Origin of the sequence: Luteolibacter flavescens, assembly GCF_025950085.1 — a bacterium.
Classification (GTDB): Bacteria; Verrucomicrobiota; Verrucomicrobiia; order Verrucomicrobiales; family Akkermansiaceae; genus Haloferula; species Haloferula flavescens.
In genome coordinates, this window is sequence record NZ_JAPDDS010000008.1 from 40,667 (window position 1) to 62,039 (window position 21,373).

Consider the following 21,373-nt stretch of genomic DNA (forward strand, 5'->3'; position numbering starts at 1 on the left):
GAGAATGGCTACGAGCCGCGAGAACGCGTCTGATGATTCCGGGAGGACCGTGTCCATGGTCGCCACATGGCTCCGCGCCTTGCGACTCCCCTTCTACCCGATGTCATGGCTGGGCTACACGCTCGGAGCCTCTCTGGTCATTCCACTCCGGGAACTCTGGTCGATGCCCGCATACTGGTGGGGATATACCGTCGTGTTTTTGGTGGAGGCCCTCACGGTGTTCGTCAACGACCTCTATGACTTTGAAAGCGACCGGCGCAACCGGAGCCACGGCAATTTCAGCGGCGGCTCCCGGGTCCTGGTCGAGCACCGCCTGACTCCGGCCGACTTGAAAAGAGCTTGCCGGATCGTGCTTGCGGGAGTGGTCGTGGCGGGTGTGTGGGTCCAGCTTCATTCGCCGGCACCGGTAGCCGTCAATCTGGCACTCATCGCCACAGCCCTCATCCTTGGTGTCGGCTACACCGCACCACCCCTGAAGCTCAGCCACCGGGGCTGTGGCGAAATCACCGTCGCGCTGGTGCACAGTTTCCTCGTCATCCAATGCGGGGCAGCGGTTGTCGGAGGCGAGGTCGGTCATCCCGGCATCGTTGAAACCGCGTTACCCCTTTTCCTCGCGATCATCCCTTCGATCAGCATTTCGGGGCTTCCCGATGTCGATGCGGACCGGGCGGCAGGAAAGCGAACCCTCGCGGTCAAACTAGGCCCGCGCCCAGTGATCATTCTGGCAGTCGCTTCATCAATCGCGGCCGCGATGCTCGTCACGATCCGCGTAGACGGTTGGCCGACATGGGCGTTGTGGGGTGTCTGCGTGCATGCGCTGCTGGTAGCGGGATCAGCATTCTCCATTTGGAGACGACCTGCCGGAGAGAAGGTCGATGGCGTTATCGCCATGGCGCTTGCCTGCGTCCTGTGGTTCACGCTTGTGCCGCTCGCTTCCTGAGAATGATCAAGCGCGGAAGCAGGGTGACCTCATCTCTCCTTCCAACGCACGATGCACCCCGTCCGTGCATTTCAACTCCCGAAGTAAGGGCATGTTAGGAGCCGAATGCCCCTACATCGGACATGCCAGGATGGATGCGGCCCGGGCACGCGCCCTGCGATACTCATCGCACTTCAAACTCAATACCATGAAATCCCAAGACAAAGAAATCAGAGACGCCCGCAACGAAGATCCCATCACAGGTGAGCCCGGCAGCCATCCGGTGGCAGTAGGAGTCGGCACGGCGGCAGGTGCTGCCGCCGGCGGCGCGGTGGGGGCGATTGCGGGACCCGTCGGTGCCGCCGTGGGAGCGGTGGTCGGAGGCATCGCCGGAGCGGTGAGCGGGAAGGCGGGAGGTGAGGCGGTGAATCCGACCGTCGAGGAAGCCTACTGGCGCGAGAACCATCCCCGCCAATCGTATGCAGCTGCCGATTCATCCTACGACGACTACGATCCTGCCTACCGGATGGGCTGGGAGGGCCCGACCCGCTACGGGACGAACTTCGAGGCCGCCAACAGCGCGATGAGAAGCGACTGGGAGGAGCGGAAGGGATCGTCGAAGTTGGACTGGCAGGACGCGGAACCCGCCGTGAGGGCGGGCTGGGAACGCGTGGACAAGAAGCGCGGGGAAGATCGCGGCGTTCTCTGAATACCGCATCATTTGGTTGGGCCGGGTCGGCGGGAATCGCCGGCCCGGCTGAATTTTGAATCCTGATCTCCCCCACGGTGATGGAGGACCTTTTCTTCAAGGACTGGCAGGGCCTGCGGAACACGCTTGTTTGCGCCACCGCAGGCTACCTTTCCCTTTTTGCCTTCATCCGCATCTCGGGAAAGCGGACCTTGGCAAAGCTCAATGCCTTTGACTTCGTGGTAGCTGTCACGTTGGGCTCGACGCTTTCCTCGATGATACTGGCGAAGGTGCCGATAGCAGAAGGGCTGCTGGCCGTCGCGGTCATCATCGCCCTGCAGTTCGTGCTGGCCAAGGCGGCACTCGAATCACCCCGGCTTGAAAAGGTGATCAACTCCAGACCCAGCCTGCTTTTTTATGAGGGCAGCTTCATGGAGGACGCCATGCAGCGGGAGGTGATCACCAAGGAAGAGATCCTTGCGGCGGTGCGGTCATTTCGCGTCTCGGATCTCGCGGAGGTCCAGGCAGTGGTCATGGAGTTGAACGGAGACCTCACGGTGGTCCGCCGTGGCGGCTCCCCAGGGTCGAGTTCCCTCGTTGATATCTTGGATCAGGCCGATCGCCGGTCCATCTCATGACTTCGCTCCATTGAATCACCCGCGCCTCCCTTCGGCACCTCTTCGATTCCAATGTCATTTTATTTCAAAACGCTCAAACAGACCGTCACCGAGTTCGTCGAGGATGACGCCTTGCGGCTCAGCGCCGCCCTCGCCTACTACTCCGTATTCTCCCTTGCCCCGTTGCTCATTATTGCCATTGCGATGGCGGGCATCTTCTTCGGCGAGGAGGCGGTTCGCGGGCAACTGGATGACCAGCTCAAGAGCAGTCTAGGTGCAAGCGGGGCGTTCGCCGTCCAGGACATGGTGGCCAATGCTCGCAAACCGGAAACCAACCTGTGGGTCTCGCTTGCCGGGGTGGTGATGTTGCTGGTCGGCGCGGGAGGTCTCTTCGGACAGCTGCAAACGGCCCTCAATACTGTTTGGGGGGTGAAGCCCCAACCCGGCCGTGGAATCCGCGGGATTCTCAGGGACCGGTTCCTCTCCTTCACCATGGTGCTGGGCACTGGCTTCCTCCTGCTGACCTCCATGATTCTCAGCGCGGTCCTCCAGGCGGTGAGCACGTGGGCCGGGGAAGTTGCAAGCCTTCCGCCGCAGGTCTGGGCCATCATCAGCGGGGTTGCCTCGTTCGCGTTGATCGTCATCCTCTTCGCCGCAATTTTCAAGGTCCTGCCCGACGCCAAAGTGCGTTGGCGCAACGTCTGGACGGGAGCCGTCTTCACGGCGGCCCTCTTCGTCGCCGGCAAGGTCGCGATCGGCTGGTATCTCGGGCGCGAGGCCACGGCCTCCAGTTACGGCACGGCAGGCTCCCTGGCGCTGGTGCTCCTGTGGATCTACTACTCATCCATCATCCTGCTCTTCGGGGCGGAATTCACCCAGGTATGGTCGAATGTGCGGGGAGACGACATCCAGCCTTCCGAGGGCGCGGTGGCTGAAGATTGAGGGCCGTTGACGAAGCACTACCTTTTCAAGCGCTACCCCGCCGGAATGATTTTCAATGACAAGCCGGCAGCAGCGCACATGCTCGCCAACTCGTCGAGATCCGCCTTCTTGTCCAGCGGCTCACCCCCAATCTTCATGTCCGAGGGGGCCCAAACGATCGTCGAACCTTTCGGAATATTCGTAAGCCCTTTTTCCAGAGAGAGAAGATCCCGATAGGCGCGTCCGTTCAGGATGAGAATCCACTCTCTCTTTTCTGCCTCTCCCGTTTCGTCGAAGCATGCAATCGTGAGGTGGAAGCCATCCCCGGCAGAGCATGCAAATTCCTGTGGAGCAGGAACGTCGGGAGAAGCCACGAGAGGAGCTGCCATCAAGCAGCAGAGGAGACAGAGTGCTTTCATTAATCCGAAGAACCCCGAAGCGGAGGAAACTTGGAAATTTTTTTCACGGTCACGCCAACTACGGGACCGACGACACTCCGCATTTTTCGTAGGGACGAATCGGAAATTCTGCGGTGGCGCTGAACCTGACTTGGGATAACTTGTCATGCTGTATCCTTGGTCAAGGTGGCGGGCGCTCAGGGGTGCCCGCCGCCGACCGAGGATTGGCAATAATTGTATGGTTTGTCAGCCGTGAGTGGCGCGCCTTTTTCCGGGGGGACGGGGCGCGCCACTTGTTTGCTGGTCAGCCCTGACTGCTGATCTCTGGAACTCCCGATCAGATGCGTCTCCCGCTCTCAAGCCAGCCCCGCACGATTAGCGCGCACTCTACGAATTCCCCCCGTGAGGCCCGGTCGAAAGTCTCGTACCTGGCGAGCGGTTCCGTATCTGATGCGGGATTGGTCATCATGAGTTGTGCCTTTCCATCCTTCCAAACAGGGAGCACGATGATCCCTTCTGAGAGGAGCTGCAGGAGCCGGGTCTTCATCAGTCCAACACAGAGAGACCACATCATGGCGGGATCAAACGACAACGTGAAGAAACTGGCTGTACTCTCCATGCTGCGCTGGTCTGTCACCAGCTGTAGGGACCAGGCAGGTCGAACTTCCGCTGTGCGGCAACCTGCTTCCCTCCGACACTCGTGCTGATGCGCTTCCCAGCGACGGGCATCGCGGAGCGTCTGGTCGCCAACTACTCGCCCGGGGGAAACCCTTGCCGGTCTTCATCCGCTCTGGCTACTGGCGGCAGGAGGGGTGCAAATTGGTCAAGGAAACCAAGCGATCGTTTACGAGGCCTCGCTCCGCCCGGTGCCGGGAAGCGACGAGAGGATCTCGGCACGCTCTCATGACTTCCACTGACAATTTTGCCGGTTGCACGGAGATCCCCTCAGAGAGAGCCAGCCCGGAAGCCGGGCATGCGGTCTGCGATAGGCGCGATACCATGAATGAAAAGCACGCCGATAACCTGAAGCAGTACGTGAACGACATGATCGGTCTTGAAGCCGACATCTCCAAGGCAGTTCGCGGCCAGTTGGAGGATGAGAGGGTCAGCCGCCATCGCAGCCTCGCGGGGTTGCTGGAGCAAATCGCCGGACAGAGCGAATCGCGGCTGGAGAGGCTGAAGGTGATCTCGAAGGAGGAGGGAGGTGCGCTGGGCGGAGCCATCAAGGAAGGAGTGATGACCGCCACCGGTGTATTGGCCGGTCTGTACGGCAAGATGCGGGAACACCCCGTCTCCCGCATCGTTCGCGACGACATCGTCGCGCAGAGCACCGCGGCCACGAGCTACGGCATGCTACTGACACTTGGGCTGGTGGCGGCGCACCCTGCGTGCATCGCACTTGCCGAGGAGGGGCTGCGCGCGTGCGCTCCAACCGTCACCCTTCTAACACGGGAGCTTCCTGAGATAGTAGCCGCTGAATTGGCCCAGGATGGTCCATCCGCACATCCTGCTGCGGCACAAACCGCACTCGCAGCAATCCGTGAGGCTTGGTCTGAAGCTCCTTCCACGTGACGAAGCGATTTGCATCAAACCAGTGCGAAGAGCATAGCGCAAATGCAGCAAGGGTTCCTGGACTCAACCGACCGCAGCTCAAAGAGTCCGCCAAGGTGGCATCCTGAGAATTGGTTGCGACTTGGCGACGCTCCACGTCTGGGAGGCCGATGATCCGAGGGCCCGGGCAAAGGTTAAGAACGGCAGATAGATGGACGAATGCCCGTTTAAGCGGGGCTTCTGCATTCCAACCTCCCCCTTACAATCGAGCTCACAAAAAATGCCTGATCCCGGATGCGAACGGTGAATAACCTGTGAACGTCCAATCAAGAGTCGGCAGCGAGCTTTTCTCCTGTGCCTCTGCTGACGATGGACAATGCCGGCGTGGAAGGCTCAAGACTCAAAAAAGTCTGCCTTCCACCCCTCCCCATCGCCCTCTCTGTTCGCAGAGAGGGCGAACCTTTCATCGGTGCCCCCTCCGTCGCCGGGAGAGGGCACCTCCGATTTGGCACACACACACATGCCGGTGACTCGGGGGGAAGGCCACTGAACATGGAGCCATAGTCGATGCAAGGCCCATGAACATCAGTTAGATTTTAAATCACCTTAAGATGATAGGTTTTCCCGAAGGGTTCATTCGGAAATCTCTCATCCAAGCCTCAGCAACCTTCTCATTCCGGTCACGCTGCCCACGCGTCATGAGCACGCGATGAGTGATTAGGAAGGATCGTCCTCGTGGCGACACGAGTCCCCCACGGTGGTAACCACGGGGGCTTCGTATCTGAAACCGGCCAGTCTGCTTTTGAGCTTGATCACCCGGGCCCCAACAATTTTTCGTCGGTGCCGACAGCCAGCATCTGGCGCGCACTGTATCCGGCTTCACAACCTACGCCGGCACAGCAGCGGGCCGGGGCATTACCACCCGAAAAGGTGGAATTCCTCGCGATCACTTGCTTCCTGCCATGCAATACCCGGTCTCTCTGAGCGATATTCGAAACGTCATCAAAAAAAGAAAACGAGTCAGGTTCCGCTACGAGCGTGGAGAACTGACCGCGGATTTCTACATTCTGGGCCAGGTCTGGAAGACCGGTGCTTACGTGGTCTACGCCTGGTGTGCAGAACTGGATGAGGGGTGGAAGCTTCTCCGATACGCCATGATCAAAGACATGGAGCCTGTCGGCGAAGCGGGAGGGCTCCGGCCCGACTTCAATCCCTACCACAAGGACATCCAGACAATCGACACCATTGCTGACGGGAGACCCCCGAGGCGAAATGTGTGAATTAAGGCGAGATGCCGCGCATCAAGCGGCACTCGCTCATCTGGAGCGACTTGATAGCACAGGATCATGTCTTGTTCTTCCCGACCGGATCCCAAGGCCATAGCGAGACTTCTCCACGAACTCGAAGTCGGATCAGGCGACCTTCATAGCCGCATCGAAGCATTGGAACGCCACTTTGCCCTGATTCTACAGGGCCCTTCTCCTACCCAAGAAGAAGATTCTTCCGATCCATGAATCGAACCCGCTTGCCGCCCTTCTTCCCCTCCGCCGACGACGATCATGCCAGGCTTCCCATCGGTCCAAGGGATGCCTCCCGCCTAACGCCTGCGGGCGCTTCGCTTCTAACGGTTCACGAATCCGTTGGCGCTAGCCATTACTCAAAGTAGCGTGAAGAGCTGCCGCCGTATGGCGATACGGTGGTAACACAGACAGACAGCATACTGGGGGCGCTCCTTCTGAGAGGTTTGAAGGCGCGCCCCCTTTTCTTTGGTAGCGCTGGCCAGTGCGGCATGCGAAACCTCCAGAATGACTGTCGAAGAATTCGTCCAGCACCACAACCTACAAGCCATTCCAGCCGATCAGCCATTCCCCGAAATGCTTGATCCCCACAAAGAGCAGGATGACCATGAATACCGCTTCTTCGTGAATGAGGCCCGGACCATCGGCCTCGGAGTTAACGATACCAACGAGGAGGTGCGCGTGGTATATGCCGAGCTGGGAATGGCCGATACCGGATGGATTCCACGAGTCGAAGCCTCTGCAGTGATTGGTCTGGATTGATCGACCGGGGGGATTTCATGGAACTGAACGAGGAGCCATTGCGCCGCCAGGTGAAAGCGAGGGCGGGACGGCGGGTATCCGGCGGTCCAAGCCGCAGCAAAGCATGCTGGCATGGAGCATGCGAAGACTGAACAATGAGCCAGAGGTTTCTTCTGAAGTCAGCCGGTTTTGCGGCCGTTGAGTCAGTTCTGAGGGAGGATCAAGCGGGCATCGTTTTAAAGGGAAAGCCGCCTGAGCCTGAGAATTTGGGACACCATTTATCACCTCGGTCGCAAATCACGGAGGCTTTAAAGCCCACGCGGATCAGTGCGGCAACTGGCCACCGGACAAAGGAAATCTGACCGACCTGATGGCCTTCAAGCACCACTCCCAATTTCCTCCTGCATTCACGCTTCTGATCAACTTCCTGCATGAAAAGGCGGCTGGCCGTGCGATCAGAATCAGAAAGGTCCTCATTCGCCGAACATCGATTGCACGCTGTTTAAGTTTCTAAATCATCCCGAAGAACTCCCATGGACGAAAAACTGAACCGCTATCTCAACGAACATCTCGGAGGCTCAGCCGGTGCCGTCGGACTCATCCGCTCGCTTACATCCTCAGCACGAGATGCCGAAGAAGCCGCATTTTTCAACGACCTCGAACATAAGGTTGAGAAGGATCGCGCCATCCTCAAGGATTTGATCTCGCGATTGGGGGAGAGCAGCAGTTCCCTGCTGGAGGTTGCCGGTAGCATTACTGGTGCCGCAAGTCGTCTGAAGCTGAATTGGGACGGAATGGAACCGGGCTGTTTGGGGAGGTTCGAGGGGATGGAAGTCCTTGCGCTCGGCATACAAGGGAAACGTTTGCTATGGGTGATGATGGCGGAACTAGCACCCTTCATCAGCGAATGGGGTGGAGTCGATTTCGCGGGGCTGGAGCTGGAGGCAATTGCACAGCGCGATGCTGTAGAGAAACGAAGAGTGGAAGCTGGAGTCGATGCTCTACTGGAAGTAGCAAGGCGCCAACGCGGCGTCTTCGATGATCAGGCCATCGTGTAGCGGGACGATTGCCAACATTACCTCCTCATAAACCGGATCGTTCAAATCTCTCGAGGAAGGCAACTTCTGCCGGTTTCGAGATAGGCCTACAGCAAGAGGGCCGGGGTTTGAACCCGGCCCTCACGCGAGCGTGCTTTCAGCGGTTCTGAAGCCGCTTCAACGCGTCGATGTGAACTTGAAGTGCGGGGAAGAGCCTTGAACGAATGGGATGCTTGATCTCCTCCATCACATTGTCGTCCTTGAGTGCATCCTCGTATTCCGAAATCCCGTGTTCTTCACCGGCGATAAGTGCCGAGAGTGCCGGAGATTCCCCCAGCAACTTTGCACCTCCCTCTACAGCCTTTGCGAATGTACCCCATGCTCCCGAGCCGTCGGCAGGCGTGCCGCCCATTTCAAGGACATGCTGTCGCAGCGTTCCAACAGCCTCGATATGATCCGTCTTGATGCTCTGCAAGGCGGTAAACTCTGGCTCGGTGCCGAACTTTTCGATGGCTTGATTGTAGGTCTCCACGGCAGAGAGTTCGCCACGCAGGAGGCTGTTGCAGACACTGATGCAATCTTGGGATGAGTTCATGATATAGCGTTATGGATTTCGCCTGGAAAATCCGGGCGATTCGCTAGAGCAGATGAAGACCCTTTGCTGGATCCCGTCGTAGCGTCGCCATCTGCTTGTCCAAAATGCTTAGTGCATGGCCGACTCACGCATCGTGCAAGATCCGGGCTGTACTGCTCCTTTTCAATAAACCGCAGCTGCTAGACCGGAATCAGGATTCACGGATCCACACATCCTTGTCCAGTCCTCGGTGCTCCCGGAGATTCCGGGTAAATGTCCAGAATTGATGGTCACCTACAGGATGAACGTAGGTGCGGATTCCCCCTTCACCCCAATCCGGAACCTCATCCGTGAGAAGCCAATCTCCCACGTCGCAGTCGTCCGCTCTCAAACGTCTGATACCAGATTCAAGCATTGGTTCGATTCTGTTGGACAACTGCGAGCCGGGTCAACTGTTTGCCATTTCCACAAACTTCTGAGCCGAGTTTGATTCGCATCTTCGGTCCTCAGCGCTCCCACGCAGATGCTGTGCAACGTGAGGCCTCCAGCGTCAGAAGAACCCGTTGCGAACTCCAGAGGCCATTTTATTAGTCCGGTATGTACCCCCATCGGTATGTCATCGAGCGGCGCGCCGGAAACTGAGTGTTCCGGCTTGAGGACGGTCGCTTCCTATATGCTTTACCGGACAGGGATCGCGTCATCATCCATGCGTCGTCGTTTCTAGAGAAGGACGGCGGGATTCTCACGATTCAGTCGCCTGACGGGAGCTGGGGAGAAGAACGCCGGTCTCCTGCTTCATCAGAAGTGAAGCTAGCAGGCTAACAGCTCACATCCGCCAGATTGGCAGGCCACTTCAGGAAGAGTTTCGTCCGCCTTTGCGGGACGATTCATGGTTTTCCTTCTTTCCACATCCTGACCCAGACTTCTTTCCTCCGCCTGATTCTTTATTCACGGTGGCCCAGGCACGAGCCTCTGCCTCCTTGTGCGACACCCCGCGTTCCTCGTAGCCCTCCGCGATGTGTGCGGCTTTCCGCTTCTGCTTGTCCGTGTAGCTTGATTTGTCTCCTCGTGGCATGATCAGATGGGTTGTCTCATCAGACCTCCAGCATTGGGCGTTCCCGGCGGCTTGCCCGGTTAGTTACACGCCGGCTGAATACGATCAGCAGCAGAGCCGGCGTGAACTGCGCGTAGGGGCCATGCGGCAGTGATGAAGCGATGCCTTTTTTCAGTCCTTGAGCCCTGCTTTAGCATCCCCGGATATCACCCGGGAATCACTACGGCATCCAAATGAATCGGAGCTTCTTCCGGACGCCCCTGCTGTAGTGCGGATCCTTTGGTGGTATCCTGATTTCGCTCACCTGATCATCGGGCACGAGACGCTCCAATGTGCGCCTAGATGCCGTGTTATCAGGGTCGCAAGTGAGTATCACCTTGGGCAGTATGGCCCGTGCGAACGGAGCCAGCGCGTGACACGCTGAGAGCGCGTATCCATTCCCACGGGCTCTTCGGCGGATCCAATATCCAACGTGGCCGACGACCCGCCGCACATGGCGGCTATCCCCTATCCTCAGGTTGATGTGACCCACATCCCGAGCGCCGGCAAAAATGCGAAAATGATGATAGGGCGATTGGCCCGACATGGAGGGAATTACGAAGCCAGCGTGGCGAAGCATGACTCCATCCCCTTCGGGATCGGTAAGCGGTGAGTAAGGGACGACGACGGAGACCATGGGAAAATAACCAAGTCATAAGCAGCCCATGGGCCTTCCACATGCATGAGAACTAGTGTGATGGTAGAGCTGTCGCGACCAACAATGGACCGACTTCCCCGAGCAAACTGCATGGCCTGCGTGCCTCCTGCATTGTCTACGCCTTGGGAACCTGTCCTAACCGTCTCACTTCAGCGATAAGCGCATCGGTATCGCGTCTGCTCTCACTATGGGATGTCGGAAATCCTCTCGCGCGACTGCAGTCTTCCGAAAATATCTAGCGATGTGATCTCCGACTCACTCGAGAGTGGACGAATCAAGGGCCTCTCAGTGCATGAAGTCCGGTTGACGGTAAATGGCACGAGCATCGAAGTGAATGTGGAGGCTTGGACCACCCTGCTCGATCTGCTCCGTGAAAGGCTCACCCTGCACGGGACAAAGAAGGGTTGCGACCATGGCCAGTGCGGAGCCTGCACGGTGTTGCTGGATGGCGTGCGCGTGAACTCTTGTCTGGTCCTCGCCGTCACTTTGGAGGGAAAGCAGGTCGTCACCATTGAAGGCCTTGCCCACGGGGATGTGTTGCATCCGCTTCAGCAGGCATTCATCGACCACGATGCCTTCCAGTGCGGCTACTGCACTCCAGGCCAGATCTGCTCCGCGGTAGGACTCATCGCCGAAGGATGTCCTTCATCCGACGATGGCATCCGTGAGGCGATGAGTGGCAATCTCTGCCGCTGTGGAGCCTACCCGAACATCCTCACCGCCATCAAGGAAGTGGTAAACACCGTTGAAACCAAATCCCCCGCCCTTCCATGAAGCCCTTCAGCTACCATTGCGCGACCGACGCCGGGGACGCTCTCTCCCATCTCAGCGGAAGTTCGGCAGCAGCCTTCCTTGCCGGTGGAACCAATCTCGTGGACCTCATGAAGGAGGACGTGATGAGTCCGGCCGAGGTGGTGGATATCTCCCGGCTGCCGCTTGGTGGCATCACGGTGACAGATGAGGGCGGGCTGCGGCTCGGGGCTTTGGAGACTAACGCCGCCACCGCGCGTCACCCCGAGGTCGTCAGTCGCTATCCCTTGCTCGCGAAGGCCATCCTTGCGGGGGCATCCCCGCAACTCCGCAATCGCGCCACGAACGGGGGCAATCTGCTTCAGCGAACGCGCTGCCCCTACTTCTACGATGTCCAGCTCCCGTGCAACAAGCGGCTGCCCGGCTCCGGCTGCCCGGCACGCGAGGGATACAATCGCAACCACGCGATTCTTGGCACCAGCGAGCACTGCATCGCAACTCATCCCTCGGACATGTGCGTGGCTCTCTCAGCACTGGACGCAGTGGTGGTGCTGGAGGGAGCAGGCTCGTCCCGCTCCATCCCCATCACCGGATTTCACCGGCTGCCGGAAGACGAGCCGCACCGCGATACCGACATCCGCGCGGATGAACTCATCACTGCCATCGAGCTTCCTTCGAAGGGATTTCCCGAAAACTATCAATACCTGAAAATCCGCGACAGGAGTTCGTATGCGTTTGCCCTGGTGTCGGTCGCGGCAGCGATCGAGATCGAGGATGGCATGATTGCCGATGCGAGGATCGCTCTTGGAGGGGTCGCACACAAACCGTGGAGGAAAGAGGAAGCGGAAGCGCTCCTTGTGGGCGGGCCGCCGTCGGCACTGGCCTTCGACAAGGCTGCCACTGCACTGCTCGGCGGGGCTGAAGCCCGAACTTTCAATGCCTTCAAAATCCCGCTCGCCCGCGCCGCCATTACCCGCGCCCTGGCCGATGCATGCCACCTGATGACGAAATGAGTTCCACATCCTCATACTCCCATACCGGTCGCCCGGCGAACCGTGTCGACGGAGCAGCGAAGGTCACAGGGACCGCCCGGTATGCTGCGGAATTCACTGGTGCCGATCTCCTGCACGGTCACGTGGTGTGCAGCGGAATACCTCGTGGCAAGATCCTGTCCGTCTGCACTTCGGAGGCGGAGAGCATCCCGGGCGTCGTCAAAGTCTTCACCCATGAGAATACACCGCACCTTGCGTGGCTGGACCGCAGCTATCGCGATCAGGTGGCACCGGACGGCTCGCCTCTGCGACCCCTCCATGACTGGGAAATTTACTTCCAAGGACAGCCGGTCGCCCTCGTGGTGGCTTCGACTCCCGAGGTAGCTGCCTACGCCGCCTCGCTGGTGCGTGTGACATGCGAGGCAGACACCTGCTCCACCGATCTGGCCGAAGAGCGGGCCAATGCCTATAAGGCACCCGCCAGCCGAAGCGGTATCGAATTGCCACCCGACCCGCGTGGCGATCCGGATGAAGTCCACGCAGCAGCAGGACTCTCGCTTGAGGAAAACTACGGCACGCCGGCCCAACATCATAATCCGATGGAACTATTTGCGAGCACTGCGGTGTGGGAGAAGGACGTGCTGGTGGTATACGATAAGACCCAGGGGGTACTGAACACCCAAGCTTACCTCACCAAAGTCTTCTCGCTCTCCAAGAAGGCGCTCCAGGTGAGGTCGCCATTCGTCGGCGGTGCTTTTGGCTCGGCGCTCCGACCACAATTCCAGTGCTTCATGGCGGTGCTGGCGGCTTTGGAGCTACAGAGAAACGTAAAGATCAGCTTGACCCGCCGCCAGATGTTCGGCCTCAGCGGACGCTCGCGAACGATTCAGAATGTGAAACTCGGCGCAACCCTCTACGGCGAGCTGAAGTCCGTGATTCACGAGTGCTTCTCCGAGACTTCGCGCTTCGAGGACTACATTGAGAACGTCGTGAACTGGTCCGGCGTGCTCTATCGCTGCGAGAACGTTCGTCAGAAGTATGAACTCGCGAAGCTGGACATCAACACCCCGTGCGACATGCGCGCGCCGGGCGCGACGCAGGGGGTCTTCGCTTTCGAGTGCGCGATCGACGAACTCGCAGCAGCGCTCAAGATCGACCCGCTCGAGTTCCGCATCCGTCACCACATCGACAGGGACCAGACGAAGGACCTCCCCTACTCCAGCAAGCAACTGCTGGAATGCTATCGCCAGGGTGCTGCCGCCTTTGGCTGGGAAAGGCGGGACGCCGTGGTCGGCAGCGGGCGGGAGGGCAGAACGCTGAAGGGCTCGGGAGTAGCCACGGGCGTGTGGGAGGCGATGCAGATGCCCGCCTCGGCTAAGGCGGTGCTGGGAGCCGACGGCAAGCTTGTGGTCAGCAGCGCCACCTCGGACATCGGCACCGGAACCTATACCATCATGTCCCAGATAGCCGCGGAAGCGCTCGGACTGGACATCACGGATGTGAAATTCCAACTCGGAGACACCGCCCTGCCCTCCTCCCCGCTACAGGGAGGCTCATGGACGGCTGCCAGTGTAGGCACGGCCGTGGACGCGGCGTGCCGGAAGATCCGCAAGAAGCTGCTGAAAATGGCCGAGAGCCATCCCGCCTTCGACGGGACGAGGGAGGATGACCTGACGCTCGATGAAGGCTGCGTCATCGTCGCGGGCGACCCGGCTCACCGCATCTCATTCACCGACCTGCTGGAAGCCTCCTCCGTATCGAAGATCCAAAGGAAAAGCACCGCTCTTCCGAAGATACTAAAGCAGCGAAAATATGCCCGCCAGGCACATTCCGCTGTCTTTGCCGAGGTGGAAGTGGACGAGGACACCCGCATGGTTCGCGTGACCCGCGTGGTCAGCGCAATCGCCGCAGGGAGGATCATCAATCCGAAGACCGCACGCAGCCAGATCCTGGGCGGGATCGTATGGGGAATCGGTATGGCGCTGCAGGAGGAGACCGTCCACGACCACCGGCTCGGCAGGATCATCAACCCCGGCCTCGCCGACTATCACTTTCCCGTCCACGCGGACATCGGCGACATCGAGGTGATCTTCGTTCCCGAAGATGATAACGTGGTGAATCCGCTCGGCGTGAAAGGTCTCGGAGAAATCGGTCTCGTGGGTGTAGCCGCCGCCGTCGCGAATGCGGTCCACCATGCCACCGGCCGCCGAGTCCGCGACTTGCCCTTCACCCCGGACAAGCTGCTTTGAACCATTCAAACCCAACCATCCATTGCACTGCCATGAGCACGACCGACACGGGACTTTCCGACCAACAGAAGCTGGCCACACCCGCCGCGCCCCGCACGAATGACGACCTCACCATCGCCGAGCAACTGCGGCTGTGGAAGCAGCCGTCCGGTGCAGATGGCGTCTATACTTTCCGCGATGAATCAGGCCGGGTGCTCGACATTGAGCGGGAAGACTTCAGCGCCTTCATCGAAGTGAATGGCCCCCTGCATCCAGGAGACTATCGCGCCCGCCATGACCGGGACTGGCGGGACGATTTCATTGCTCTCGCACAATCCTGATTGCATGGCCATGGATGCTTCCTCCGATATTACCAAATCCGACTTTTCGCTGTGGCAGCGGGCTGCGGCGATGGCAGCTAGTGCTCACGAAGGGCAGAATCCGCCCGGGACCGATATGCCCTACTTCGCTCATGTAGCAAGGGTCGCCATGCTCGTGTCTTCGGAATTCGGCTGCCATGATCCCGAGGTGCTAGCGGCCGCCTATCTTCACGATGTCTTCGAGAAGACGTCGCTCACCCGGGAAGCGGTCGCGCTCACCATGGGGCCGGACGTGACTGCCTGGGTCGAATGGCTCAGCAAGACATCAAAGGATGAAAAGGCCGCCTACTGGGAACGCCTCGCGCAGGCACCATGGCAAGCGCGGCTGATCAAGATGGCCGACGCGCTCGATCATCTCGATGGCCCGGTCGAGTATCGGGAGGCACGACTGAAAGCTGCAAATCGCGCGCTAGCCCTTGCAACTTCTGGAGAACCGGAGATCGAGCGCGCGCGGACCTTATTGGAAGCAGCTATCGACCACGGACGCAGGTCCACCTGATCGTAGGGTCGGATGCCCCCGCCCCGTGGACGTGCATATCGCGGCCGCTGTTGTTTCACCTTGCCACCTTCGCGGGTGCTCCGGATTCGATGGACTTGGCAATCGCCTCCACGATCTTCATGTCGGCGAGTCCCATTGCGGCCGGCGTTACTACCTCGCCATTGTCGAGAACCGCGGTGGAGAAGCCGTCCATCTCCGCAGTGAAGTGATCGACCTGTGGCACCATTACCTCAGTGGACTCAGTCGGTGACTCTTCGCCGCTCTTTGAAATCGTGCGCAGCCGCAGCCCGCGATAGCTGAAGGCAGGGTCCATGACGATGGTGCCCTTTTCGCAGTGGACATGGTAACTCCGGCTCTCCGCAGTTCCGAAAGAACAAAGGCAACTGGCCACCGCCCCGGAGGCGTAGCGCAAGATGAAGCTCACGCTCTCGGGCACTTCGCGGAATCTCGGATCATCCTCCGGCCGCGAGGCATAGGCCGTCACTTCCACCGGCTCCTCATTGAAGACGTAACGGGCGGCATTGATGGAATACACGCCCACGTCGCCCACCGGTCCACCGCCGAGCTTTCCGCTCAGGCGGATATTGGGAGCCTTCACATCCTGGCAGTTGCTGGAGGTGAATGCGCGGATGCCACCGAAACGCTTTGCCCGACACCATTCCATGACCATCTTGTTCATCGGCTCGTAGTGCAGACGGTAGGCGACGCCGAGTTTCTTCCCCGCTTCTTCCGCGGCCTTTGCCATGGCCTCGCCCTCCTCCACGCTCACCGCCATCGGCTTCTCGCAGAGGACGTGCTTGCCGGCTTTCAGCGCACGGATGGTAAATTCCGCGTGCATGCTGTTGGGCAGCACGATGTAGACGATGTCGATGCGCTTGTCGTCGGCGATGCGGTCGAAGTTTTGGTAGTCGTAGATGGCATCTTCGGAGATTCCGTGGGCTTTCGCAACTTTCAGCGCCTTGTCGCGGTGACCGCTCACGAGTGCAACCGGCTTCGAGCGCTTGCAACCGGCGAATGCTGGCATGATCTCCTCAAGTGCGAGCTCGCCAAGCCCCACGATGGCCCACCCTGCCTTCTTCCCGGCGGCCCCTTCCACCTCCAGATTCTCCGGCTGCTTGTCTGGCGGCGCGAGCGGCACAGCATCTTGGGCGGTGACAAGCCCTGCGCCGGAAAGCAGCGCTGCGGAACTCATGAACTTGCGGCGTGACGTGTTTTCCATCCCGGAGCCTTCGCATCCGGCATGCCAGAGATTGAAAACTCAAGGGTGGGATCAAGTCCAAGCCTTAGGTAAGACCGATCCTAATCCGAATCTCACCTTTTATGAACCACAGAATTTGGCCAGGCGACGCCCAAATTCCCCGAAGCAGCTAGAGGTGCGATGTTCTTTCATCAGCATCATTGAATGCCTTCCCGGGGCTAATCCATCAGCCGGTTGACAACGAAAGAATTCGAACATTTGGGTAAAAAACACAAAAGATCGACTTCCAAACGAACATGCACGCCTTCGAAAGTCGGACTCAACCAGCCTGGACAGATTGTTCAAAAATCGACACAATTCTTTGACAACTTGAACATTACACAAGAACACCAGCAATCCGTCCAATTCGTTTCTGGAATTTCTGGAGTCACTTAGGGTATTTCGAAATGCTCAATTTCGGGATCTGGTCGATTGCTTTCTTCAAGGACTCCAATTCGATGTGGGTGTAGATGTCATTAATTTCTTTCGTCGTGTGGCCGGTCAGGCGCATGCGCAGTTCTTGGGACACGTTCGCATTGGCCAGTAAGCTCGTGAAGGTGTGACGGAGCGAATGGAAACTGCGTGCATATTGAGTCCGACCAGCTCCGTCACTGGCTTGTTTAATGACGTTTCGGCAGATGCCGGCAAATTCCATGAGAGCCCCAAACTGGAGAGAGAGCCCATTCCGGCCCGCCACGCTCGTCTTAGCCAACGATGGAAAGAGGGACGCGGCCGGATCATCTGACAGCGGGTGTTTCAATAGGAAATCTTCCAGCGATGGGTGCAGCGGTATCGTGAGGATCTTTCTCTTCCGGGATGTCTTCTGTGGCATGTAAGAGAGGCAGTTCTTCACCAGATCAATATTGCCCGCTTTCAGCGAAGCAGCATCACCCAGCCGAAGGCCTCCATACACTCCCATGAGGATGACACCTCGCCAATCAGCCGAACATGCCGAACTGAGGAGTTTGCCGACCTCGTCAGGCGTGAACGGCTCGCGCTGGATGCTATCTTCCTCGGATAGGGTAGCGACGTTGCTCGCAGGATTACGTGGGAGTAGGCCCTCCTTCACCGCGGAGGTGAGGCACGAACGGATGTCTTTCAAATAGCCATTGGTCGTCTTGGCGCTTCTACCCTCCGCCCGGAGCTTGTCGCGAAACTTCTGCACGTCCGCGCCAGCAAGGATTTCCAATCGATCGGCAGCCCGGTCGCCGAGGTGCGACTTGAAGCGTGCCACCGCATTCTTGTAGCGGGCCAGGGTCGCAGGCTTACCGGCGACCTTTTTATTATCGAGCCAGAAGTCCAGCCATTGGGTGATTGTGTAGCCTCGGATGGCCTTGCCGGACTCAATCTCGGTGAACTTGGCCAGGAACTCGCGAGCTAGGTCCGCAGTAAGCTCGTGGCGCGCAGCCAGGTCGGCGGCCTCTTGCAAGGCAGCGTAGATGAGGGCGCTCTTCTCTTCGCCGGCCCCGGCTTCTTTTAAGATGCTCTCCCGTAAAGCGACGGCGAAAGCCTCGGCCTCCCGCTTCGTCGTCTTGCCAGTCTGACGATTGATCTGGCGCTGCCTCCCATCAGCACCCGTGATGCGGAATGAGCAGTAGTAACCAGGGAGGGATGCGCCCGTTTTTCGGTTGGGCCGCCGGAACAAACTCACGCCAATCATGCTAACAGGGTGCTAACATTCAGCCGCGTCCGAGCAAGTCAATATAGTCCCGAATTGCTCAATTTCAGAGGTTTGCAATCGCCATTGATCACGATGAACACCATTGGACGCTCGGTAACGAATCCTGGGTTCGAGTCCCAGTCCTCGTATCTCTTCTGATTTTCAGGAGACTCCGCCCAAGGCGAGGCCCGTAGTCGGGTCTCCGTTGTGATGCATTGGCGGCATTCGTCGGCCTCCGGTCTTTCCGTCGGTGATCCGGGCATTTCTGGAGACCGTGGCTGAGGGGTCGCCCCGGAGAAAGGGCGGGCAGATGATGCCTCCCCTTAGTGCGAGACGATCCTGTAGAATGCGCGGGACATGGTCGGGGCGGCGTCGGTGAAGTCGAGCCAGCCGACGGCATCGCTGGAGCGGGTGCCGATGGCGGTCCACCCATTCAGATCGGTGGAGCGTTCGATGGTGTAGCTTCGCAGCGGGATGCCCTGGTAGCCCAGCATGACCTTGCCATCCGGGGCGATGGTGAGAGCCGGGACATACTGGTCGGGGCAGCAGTGTCACGGTCGCCGTGGAGCTGACTCCGGCGGAATTCCGGGGCGGGTAGGTGAACCTGTCCGTTCCGGTCACCGCGGCCCCGGGAGTGTAGTGAATTTCCTCTCCCACGAGCGAAAGCGGCACGCCCTGCGAGCTGGTGGTATCGATGCCATCGAGCACGACTTCCTGGCCCTCCGGGCGGACGTCATTCGCATGGAGTCTAGCCAGGCGGATCGGGAAGGACTGATCGGCCGAACCCGGCGGACGTGTGATGATATCATCCTGCGCCTGGAGCAGGCCGCTGGCCGAGACACTGCCGCCATTGAGCGAAGCGAGGACAAAGTCCGGATTACTATCGATGCCGAACACGGCGGCGTGGAGCTGCGGTTGGAAGTGGGTAGCGAACTGCTCATGGAGACCGACCTCGTGCTTGCCCAAATCCTCGTGAGGAACCTGCTCGCAAACGCGCTGAAATCCGCCAACTGCATTGTGACCATCCGCACCGTCGCCGAAGGAGATCGGCTGCGCTTCATCGACGGCAATGACGGCCCTGCCCTAGCCCCGGCCATCGCCGCCCGCCTCTCCAGCGGCCAGGACGAGTCGATCACCGCCACCGGGGGCATGGGGCTAAAGCTCTGCCGCGAGATCTGCGACGCGCTCGGTACCCCGCTCCAAGCCCGCAGCCCCGAGGATGGCGGCGCGGAATTCGACTTCACTCTGAAGATCGCACCCTCCACGGCCGGCCAACCATCATGATGCACCCTGAAGAAGAAGTCATGCCGGTGCGCACCATGATCGTGTAGGACCAAGGTCTGGTCCGGTTCTTCATGGAGCGCTCCCGTGAGCTTTTTCCGAACGCTTCCTTCGGAATTCTCCTGTTCCCGTTTGAGAAATATCCCCGCGGTGGTGACGCTCCTACCAACGTCCACGCACATGCAGGGCTGGGTCTGGGAGGATCGCCCGGTGTGCCGAAAGGAGCCTCCGCGGTGGCGACCCGCGGAGGCTTCATATCGCGGGGATGCTCCGCTGATGGTGGGGAAAGCGCTGCCAGACCCAATCAATCAAGGTCAGCCAAAGACTTTGGGGGGCTTGGCAGTGGCGGATGGGAAACCTCTGGCAGTGGCAGTTTCCGTCGGGAAATGACTCGCCCAAAGCACATTTACGTCACTTTTCCGTAGGATGTTCGCCTTGACCCACGTATCGCGGCACAGCTATTGAGACGCAAAATCAACAGCGCCTGTTCCTTTTTATGAGTTCTGATACCAAGCGCCCCTCCTGGTGGGGTCCCCGTTCCGGTTTTCTCATTGCCATCGGCTTCGGTGCTGTGGCTGCCGGTCCATTTCTCCTCAATGGCGCGAAGGCCTTAGCCCAGGATGGCAAGGTGGACGTGAAGGCGGTGATGAACGAGACCCGCAACGAGAAGGAAAAGAAGGACCGCGAGCACGGCCGCGAGTCGCGCGAGATGAAGTCCGCCGCCCTTCTGGCGGATGGCACGCTCTACGCCGGCGGCAAAGGTGGCCTCGCGGTCCGCAGTAAGGATGGCGAGTGGTCCATCGTTAAGGACTTCCCGGTGGACGAGGCGAAGTCGATGGCCGCTGCTGCCGATGGCTCCGTGTGGGTCTCCGGCAAGCGCGGACTCTATCAGCTCAAGGAAGGTGCCTGGACCACCGTGAAGGAAGGCGACTTCCATTCGGTCTCCGTGGGAGCCGATGGTACGGTGCTCGTAGTAGGAAAGAAGGGCCTCCTGACCCGCAGCGCCTCGGGCGACTGGAACGAGGCACCGGCCCTGCTGCCCGAAGGCGTCTCGATGCCTCCTGAAAAGGACAAGGAGGAGAAGAAGGACGAGCACGGGCACGACCATCACGACGGCGAGAAGCACGACCACTGACCGCCCCCTCTTCCTACCGTGGCTGAAAACTGGAAAGCGAAGAACCGCCGCTGGCATGCCAATATCGGCATGGCGCTGGCGATCACGCTGGGACTCATCGCCCTGTCCTGCCCCTTCATCGCGCACAAGGGCGGCGGGGAACTCGGCGAGATCCTGAAGAACATTCACTACGGGAAATTCCTTCCCGCCGACATCCGCTGGATCTGGATCGATGGTCAGGGCCTAGGTCTTGCCTTCCTCGTCTTCTCCGGCTGGCTGATGCACAAAAAGGCGGTCAAGAAGGCGACGAACGTGGCCGGTGACGATCCTTCTTCGGCGGGTTCTTCCATCACCTTCGTCGGGCTGGGCGGGCGTCCGGTGCTGGATGCCAGCGCGGCGTGCGCGGAGGCTCATGGCCTGCGCTGCTTCCGCTGCGAGGCGGCGCGCTTTGGCACGCTGAATCTGGAGCAGGAGCGCTGGATCGTTTTCACCGCCGGAGCGGTCGACGACTGTCGTGCTACGGTGGATATCGTACTTGCCGCGCTGAAGAAGGCGCCGAAGGGGAAGGCCAAGCGTCTGGAATACACCATCGACCCCACGCTGGATGCCGCGCAGGCCCGGCAGATCGGCCAGGCAATGGAGCGTGCGGGCGCGCGACCTCTCTCCGCCGCCTCTCCCGTGGCTGCCACCCAGGCCGCTCCGGTGGCCGTTGCCGAGCCTGCGCTCGCCTGAGCTTC

At 59.6% G+C, this 21,373-nt stretch carries 22 protein-coding genes and 1 pseudogene; 16 read left to right on the plus strand and 7 right to left on the minus strand.

What is annotated here, in order from left to right; all coding sequences use genetic code 11:
- The first annotated feature begins 55 nt into the window (after positions 1-55).
- The 4 genes from OKA04_RS14910 (at position 56) to OKA04_RS14925 (ending at position 3,166) form a co-directional block, all read left to right on the plus strand.
- The gene (locus OKA04_RS14910; RefSeq protein ID WP_264501979.1) at positions 56-940 is read left to right on the plus strand and encodes a prenyltransferase; all 885 of its coding nucleotides are present in this window, start codon (positions 56-58) and stop codon (positions 938-940) included.
- Positions 941-1,127: 187 nt separating this feature from the next.
- Complete coding sequence (locus OKA04_RS14915) at positions 1,128-1,628, plus strand: hypothetical protein (RefSeq protein ID WP_264501980.1); 501 nt, start codon at positions 1,128-1,130, stop codon at positions 1,626-1,628.
- Between the two features lie 80 nt (positions 1,629-1,708).
- Complete coding sequence (locus OKA04_RS14920) at positions 1,709-2,245, plus strand: DUF421 domain-containing protein (RefSeq protein ID WP_264501981.1); 537 nt, start codon at positions 1,709-1,711, stop codon at positions 2,243-2,245.
- Between the two features lie 51 nt (positions 2,246-2,296).
- Complete coding sequence (locus tag OKA04_RS14925; protein WP_264501982.1) at positions 2,297-3,166, plus strand: YihY/virulence factor BrkB family protein; 870 nt, start codon at positions 2,297-2,299, stop codon at positions 3,164-3,166.
- A gap of 32 nt (positions 3,167-3,198) precedes the next feature.
- Here OKA04_RS14925 and OKA04_RS14930 read toward each other — a convergent pair whose 3' ends face one another.
- A complete protein-coding gene (locus OKA04_RS14930; RefSeq protein WP_264501983.1) occupies positions 3,199-3,534 on the minus strand; it encodes a hypothetical protein in 336 nt (111 codons plus the stop codon).
- A gap of 1,008 nt (positions 3,535-4,542) precedes the next feature.
- On the opposite strand from OKA04_RS14930, the gene OKA04_RS14935 reads away from it, so the two are divergent.
- The 4 genes from OKA04_RS14935 (at position 4,543) to OKA04_RS14950 (ending at position 8,191) form a co-directional block, all read left to right on the plus strand.
- Positions 4,543-5,115 carry a hypothetical protein gene (locus tag OKA04_RS14935; protein WP_264501984.1) on the plus strand — a complete coding sequence of 191 codons (573 nt, stop codon included), beginning with the start codon at positions 4,543-4,545 and terminating at the stop codon, positions 5,113-5,115.
- 941 nt (positions 5,116-6,056) lie between these two features.
- Positions 6,057-6,374: a WYL domain-containing protein gene (locus OKA04_RS14940; RefSeq protein ID WP_264501985.1), complete on the plus strand. Its 318-nt coding sequence runs from the start codon at positions 6,057-6,059 to the stop codon at positions 6,372-6,374.
- A 525-nt stretch (positions 6,375-6,899) separates the two neighbouring features.
- Complete coding sequence (locus OKA04_RS14945) at positions 6,900-7,154, plus strand: hypothetical protein (RefSeq protein ID WP_264501986.1); 255 nt, start codon at positions 6,900-6,902, stop codon at positions 7,152-7,154.
- Positions 7,155-7,666: 512 nt separating this feature from the next.
- The gene (locus OKA04_RS14950; protein ID WP_264501987.1) at positions 7,667-8,191 is read left to right on the plus strand and encodes a hypothetical protein; all 525 of its coding nucleotides are present in this window, start codon (positions 7,667-7,669) and stop codon (positions 8,189-8,191) included.
- A gap of 136 nt (positions 8,192-8,327) precedes the next feature.
- Here the strand turns inward: OKA04_RS14950 and OKA04_RS14955 are convergent, their stop codons facing one another.
- From OKA04_RS14955 to OKA04_RS24650, 3 genes and pseudogenes are all read right to left on the minus strand, one after another.
- Positions 8,328-8,765, minus strand: a complete 438-nt coding sequence (locus tag OKA04_RS14955; protein WP_264501988.1) for a DUF2383 domain-containing protein — start codon at positions 8,763-8,765, stop codon at positions 8,328-8,330.
- Between the two features lie 844 nt (positions 8,766-9,609).
- A pseudogene (locus OKA04_RS24645) lies at positions 9,610-9,819 on the minus strand (plasmid stabilization protein); the annotation flags it as partial.
- 199 nt (positions 9,820-10,018) lie between these two features.
- Positions 10,019-10,474: a GNAT family N-acetyltransferase gene (locus OKA04_RS24650; protein ID WP_343226888.1), complete on the minus strand. Its 456-nt coding sequence runs from the start codon at positions 10,472-10,474 to the stop codon at positions 10,019-10,021.
- Between the two features lie 264 nt (positions 10,475-10,738).
- Between OKA04_RS24650 and OKA04_RS14965 the strand changes: the two genes are divergently transcribed.
- The 5 genes from OKA04_RS14965 to OKA04_RS14985 are packed head-to-tail and all read left to right on the plus strand — an operon-like array spanning position 10,739 to position 15,344.
- A complete protein-coding gene (locus OKA04_RS14965; RefSeq protein ID WP_264501989.1) occupies positions 10,739-11,269 on the plus strand; it encodes a (2Fe-2S)-binding protein in 531 nt (176 codons plus the stop codon).
- Complete coding sequence (locus tag OKA04_RS14970) at positions 11,266-12,258, plus strand: FAD binding domain-containing protein (RefSeq protein ID WP_264501990.1); 993 nt, start codon at positions 11,266-11,268, stop codon at positions 12,256-12,258. Before OKA04_RS14965 ends, OKA04_RS14970 begins: the two co-directional genes overlap by 4 nt.
- Positions 12,255-14,486 (plus strand): xanthine dehydrogenase family protein molybdopterin-binding subunit, encoded by a 2,232-nt coding sequence (locus OKA04_RS14975; protein ID WP_264501991.1) that lies wholly within the window; start codon positions 12,255-12,257, stop codon positions 14,484-14,486. The genes OKA04_RS14970 and OKA04_RS14975 overlap by 4 nt, the downstream gene beginning before the upstream one ends.
- Positions 14,487-14,518: 32 nt before the next feature.
- On the plus strand, positions 14,519-14,806 hold the full coding sequence (locus OKA04_RS14980; RefSeq protein WP_264501992.1) for a hypothetical protein: 288 nt from the start codon (positions 14,519-14,521) through the stop codon (positions 14,804-14,806).
- Between the two features lie 10 nt (positions 14,807-14,816).
- On the plus strand, positions 14,817-15,344 hold the full coding sequence (locus OKA04_RS14985) for an HD domain-containing protein (RefSeq protein WP_264501993.1): 528 nt from the start codon (positions 14,817-14,819) through the stop codon (positions 15,342-15,344).
- Between the two features lie 55 nt (positions 15,345-15,399).
- On the opposite strand, the gene OKA04_RS14990 is transcribed toward OKA04_RS14985, so the two are convergent.
- From OKA04_RS14990 to OKA04_RS24770, 3 genes are all read right to left on the minus strand, one after another.
- A complete protein-coding gene (locus OKA04_RS14990) occupies positions 15,400-16,536 on the minus strand; it encodes a Gfo/Idh/MocA family protein (RefSeq protein WP_264501994.1) in 1,137 nt (378 codons plus the stop codon).
- A gap of 433 nt (positions 16,537-16,969) precedes the next feature.
- Entirely contained in the window at positions 16,970-18,241 is a 1,272-nt protein-coding gene (locus OKA04_RS14995) for a tyrosine-type recombinase/integrase (protein WP_264501995.1), read from the minus strand.
- Positions 18,242-18,403: 162 nt separating this feature from the next.
- Entirely contained in the window at positions 18,404-18,997 is a 594-nt protein-coding gene (locus OKA04_RS24770) for an Ig-like domain-containing protein (protein ID WP_425503690.1), read from the minus strand.
- Between OKA04_RS24770 and OKA04_RS15005 the strand changes: the two genes are divergently transcribed.
- The 3 genes from OKA04_RS15005 (at position 18,881) to OKA04_RS15015 (ending at position 21,368) form a co-directional block, all read left to right on the plus strand.
- Positions 18,881-19,525, plus strand: coding sequence for an ATP-binding protein (locus OKA04_RS15005; RefSeq protein ID WP_264501997.1), 645 nt, complete (start codon positions 18,881-18,883; stop codon positions 19,523-19,525). The genes OKA04_RS24770 and OKA04_RS15005 overlap by 117 nt on opposite strands.
- Positions 19,526-20,018: 493 nt before the next feature.
- Positions 20,019-20,657 (plus strand): Kelch repeat-containing protein, encoded by a 639-nt coding sequence (locus OKA04_RS15010; protein ID WP_264501998.1) that lies wholly within the window; start codon positions 20,019-20,021, stop codon positions 20,655-20,657.
- Positions 20,658-20,675: 18 nt separating this feature from the next.
- Positions 20,676-21,368, plus strand: coding sequence for a hypothetical protein (locus tag OKA04_RS15015; RefSeq protein WP_264501999.1), 693 nt, complete (start codon positions 20,676-20,678; stop codon positions 21,366-21,368).
- Positions 21,369-21,373 lie beyond the last annotated feature (5 nt).

Excerpts from the sequence above, each read along its gene's own strand:
- OKA04_RS14915 (WP_264501980.1), top strand. The coding sequence starts at position 1,128 with ATGAAATCCCAAGACAAAGAAATCAGAGACGCCCGCAACGAAGATCCC.
- OKA04_RS14935 (WP_264501984.1), top strand. The coding sequence starts at position 4,543 with ATGAATGAAAAGCACGCCGATAACCTGAAGCAGTACGTGAACGACATG.
- OKA04_RS14955 (WP_264501988.1), bottom strand. The coding sequence starts at position 8,765 with ATGAACTCATCCCAAGATTGCATCAGTGTCTGCAACAGCCTCCTGCGT.
- OKA04_RS14945 (WP_264501986.1), top strand. The coding sequence starts at position 6,900 with ATGACTGTCGAAGAATTCGTCCAGCACCACAACCTACAAGCCATTCCA.
- OKA04_RS14910 (WP_264501979.1), top strand. The coding sequence starts at position 56 with ATGGTCGCCACATGGCTCCGCGCCTTGCGACTCCCCTTCTACCCGATG.
- OKA04_RS14995 (WP_264501995.1), bottom strand. The coding sequence starts at position 18,241 with ATGATTGGCGTGAGTTTGTTCCGGCGGCCCAACCGAAAAACGGGCGCA.
- OKA04_RS14990 (WP_264501994.1), bottom strand. The coding sequence starts at position 16,536 with ATGAGTTCCGCAGCGCTGCTTTCCGGCGCAGGGCTTGTCACCGCCCAA.
- OKA04_RS14950 (WP_264501987.1), top strand. The coding sequence starts at position 7,667 with ATGGACGAAAAACTGAACCGCTATCTCAACGAACATCTCGGAGGCTCA.
- OKA04_RS14940 (WP_264501985.1), top strand. The coding sequence starts at position 6,057 with ATGCAATACCCGGTCTCTCTGAGCGATATTCGAAACGTCATCAAAAAA.
- OKA04_RS14975 (WP_264501991.1), top strand. The coding sequence starts at position 12,255 with ATGAGTTCCACATCCTCATACTCCCATACCGGTCGCCCGGCGAACCGT.
- OKA04_RS14925 (WP_264501982.1), top strand. The coding sequence starts at position 2,297 with ATGTCATTTTATTTCAAAACGCTCAAACAGACCGTCACCGAGTTCGTC.
- OKA04_RS14985 (WP_264501993.1), top strand. The coding sequence starts at position 14,817 with ATGGATGCTTCCTCCGATATTACCAAATCCGACTTTTCGCTGTGGCAG.
- OKA04_RS14980 (WP_264501992.1), top strand. The coding sequence starts at position 14,519 with ATGAGCACGACCGACACGGGACTTTCCGACCAACAGAAGCTGGCCACA.
- OKA04_RS15010 (WP_264501998.1), top strand. The coding sequence starts at position 20,019 with ATGAGTTCTGATACCAAGCGCCCCTCCTGGTGGGGTCCCCGTTCCGGT.
- OKA04_RS14930 (WP_264501983.1), bottom strand. The coding sequence starts at position 3,534 with ATGGCAGCTCCTCTCGTGGCTTCTCCCGACGTTCCTGCTCCACAGGAA.
- OKA04_RS14920 (WP_264501981.1), top strand. The coding sequence starts at position 1,709 with ATGGAGGACCTTTTCTTCAAGGACTGGCAGGGCCTGCGGAACACGCTT.
- OKA04_RS14970 (WP_264501990.1), top strand. The coding sequence starts at position 11,266 with ATGAAGCCCTTCAGCTACCATTGCGCGACCGACGCCGGGGACGCTCTC.
- OKA04_RS24650 (WP_343226888.1), bottom strand. The coding sequence starts at position 10,474 with ATGGTCTCCGTCGTCGTCCCTTACTCACCGCTTACCGATCCCGAAGGG.